The 2,520-nt window shown below is 62.1% G+C and carries 1 protein-coding gene and 1 pseudogene; both read right to left on the bottom strand.

The window, feature by feature from the left end:
* Nucleotides 1-1,107 (bottom strand): enoyl-CoA hydratase-related protein (locus tag IVB12_RS21875; protein ID WP_247301741.1); only part of this gene is annotated, 1,107 nt, incomplete at its 3' end.
* A gap of 774 nt (nucleotides 1,108-1,881) precedes the next feature.
* Nucleotides 1,882-2,282, bottom strand: a pseudogene (locus IVB12_RS21870) (ArdC-like ssDNA-binding domain-containing protein); the annotation flags it as partial.
* Nucleotides 2,283-2,520 lie beyond the last annotated feature (238 nt).

Genomic DNA, 2,520 nt, shown 5'->3' with positions numbered 1-2,520 from the left:
CTCGATCCCGACCTTGCCGTTGATCAGCGCCATGCGCTTGGCAGGCGCATCGGCCGGGATGCCGCCGCGTGCCGCGGTCGCTTCCCAGTTCTTTTGCATGACGCCCATGCCGCGCTTGAGCTGTTCTTCCCCGGTCTCGATCAGGGTGACGGGCACGCCGGCATTGGCAAAGGACATCGCGATGCCGCCGCCCATGGTGCCGGCGCCGAGAATGGCGACACGGTTAACGGGCCGCGCCTTGGTGCCCTCGGGCACGCCCGCGATCTTGTTGGCCTCGCGCTCGGCGAAGAAGGCGTAACGCTGCGCCTTGGACTGGTCGCTGGCAACGAGCTTCAAAAAGCCCTCGCGCTCCTTCTTGAGACCTTCGTCGAACGGCAGGTCGATGGCATAGCCGACGGCGTCGGCCGCCGCGAACGGCGCTTCCAAACCGCGCGACTTCTTGGTCATGGCGGCGACAGCGTTGGTGAAGATCGAGCAGTCGGCCTTGGCGGCCGCGATCTTGGAATCGTCGTCGCGCAGGCGGCGCAGCGGACGCTTCTCGGCGATCAGCTTGCGGACGAAGGCTTCGCCGCCGGCCGGACCTTCGATGATCTCCTCGATCAACCCGTGCTTCAGCGCTTCCGCCGCGCCGATCGGATCGCCGCCAACGATCATTTTGACCGCGAGCTCGGGCCCGACCGCGCGCGGCAGGCGCTGGGTGCCACCGGCGCCGGGCAACAGGCCGAGCTTCACCTCGGGCAGGCCGAGCTTGGCTTCTTTCACCGCAACGCGGAAATGACAGGCGAGCGCGACCTCGAGGCCCCCGCCGAGCGCGGTGCCGTGGATCGCGGCAACGACGGGCTTCGGCGAATTCTCGATCTCGGCGAGCACGTCGTTGAGCGCCGGCGGCTTCGGCGGCTTGCCGAATTCGGTGATGTCGGCACCTGCCATGAAGGTGCGGCCGGCGCAGGTCAGCACGATGCCCTTGATGGCGCGATCGGCGACCGCGGCCTTGATGCACTCCAAGATGCCGCCGCGGACTGCCGCGCTCAGCGCATTGACCGGAGGGCTGTCGACCGTGACGATGCCGACTTCGTCATGACGCTCAAGCTTGACCACTTCGCTCACGGTGGGCTCCTCAGTAAAACAATAAAATTGGGTGGGTAGCGGACCAGTTCAGGTAGCAAAACACTCGGTGCGATGCCTCGAACCCAGCGTGGTGATGTTCACTGCCAGACATACGCTCTGCCGCCGCACGTGAGTCCAAGGGACGATTCTCGGGAGACTAATTTCTTGCCGAACTCGTTGGGTCGCCCTGTTGGGTACCCGGGCCGCACTAGCTGTTCGGGTCCGAGCAGCATCAGGTTGCACCGCCACCGGACCATTTGCTGCAAATCCCGCCTGCTGCGTCGGAAACACTCGGCATGCTTGACCATGCACAGGCGGTAAAAGTGTCTAAACATGCTCGTTTCGGACAACCTTCTTTACTGGAAACCACCTGAAGAGGTTCAGCTGGGAGGCAGTAGAGTAACAGGATGTCCATATTGATTAATGCAATGGCCCCGAGATTTACGCTGAATTTCTGCGCAAGCTCCTCTTTTTCTGCCCGAGTTGATCATGAGCCGTCCGGGCTACTCGATTCCCAGCAATCCCATTCAACGGGTCTTGCGCTGTTTGCCAGTGCCGATTGCCCAGTACCGTAGCGCCGCTAGCCAAAAACCAGGCCCCCTCCGTAGTCATCGAAGGTCGCCCAGAGCGATCTCGCCGAGCTCGGGCGAACCGCGAGGCTTGCATTAACCTAACCGCGCAACCATTGGACTTTGAGGTCCGGACGTACAACAGACAGAACAACCGCTAGCTGATCCGCTCGAGCCGGCAGCAACTTCGAGGTATTGAGAATGAGACCGTGAAGCGCTTGAGGAACGGATTGGCCTGCGCTTCCTCGCCGTTCTCGCTCGCGCGCCGCTTTTCGTGGACCGGTACAAAACGGTTGCCATAGACAACAGTAGTCCCACGCTCGCCCTTGCGGACGTGACCACCGAGCGACAGCGCCTGGCGGCAGGTAAGCCAGCTCTGGCATGCGAATGCGCCTTCGGTGGCAGCCCCCAGAGGATCAAAATAGTGATGCCGCTGTATTGACGGCCGGTCGCGGCGCTTTTCAGCTTGGCCAACGACCCCGTCGCCCCCGGGGTACCCCAAGACTGTACCCACGGCACTCGGCCGACCTCAAGCCCGCCTATAACCTTGTTGCTGATTTCGTCGAAAAAAGCTTTTCCGGTCCTCACCGGGCCTGCCAAGGACATCGCTGATCTCCGCGATGGGCACCGCGAGCCTCTATCGCAGCCTGTACCCCGTCACGGCAAAACCCGACCGGCACTCTTAGCACTACTTTGGCAGAATTAGTTTGTGCTGCAGTTTTTCACGGATACGTCTTCTGCAGTAGGGCATCGCTGCGATGGCTGCCGTAGGATGAGATCGACGATGGCGTGACGTACTGCGGGCATGGTTGGCTGAGGCGGAGGCCCGTTGATTCTTTTTTTT

This window comes from Bradyrhizobium sp. 179 (assembly GCF_023073535.1).
In the GTDB taxonomy this organism is placed as follows: domain Bacteria; phylum Pseudomonadota; class Alphaproteobacteria; order Rhizobiales; family Xanthobacteraceae; genus Bradyrhizobium.
The sequence above is the reverse complement of the archived record's forward strand: the minus strand, read 5'-3'. Positions and strand labels throughout refer to the sequence as shown.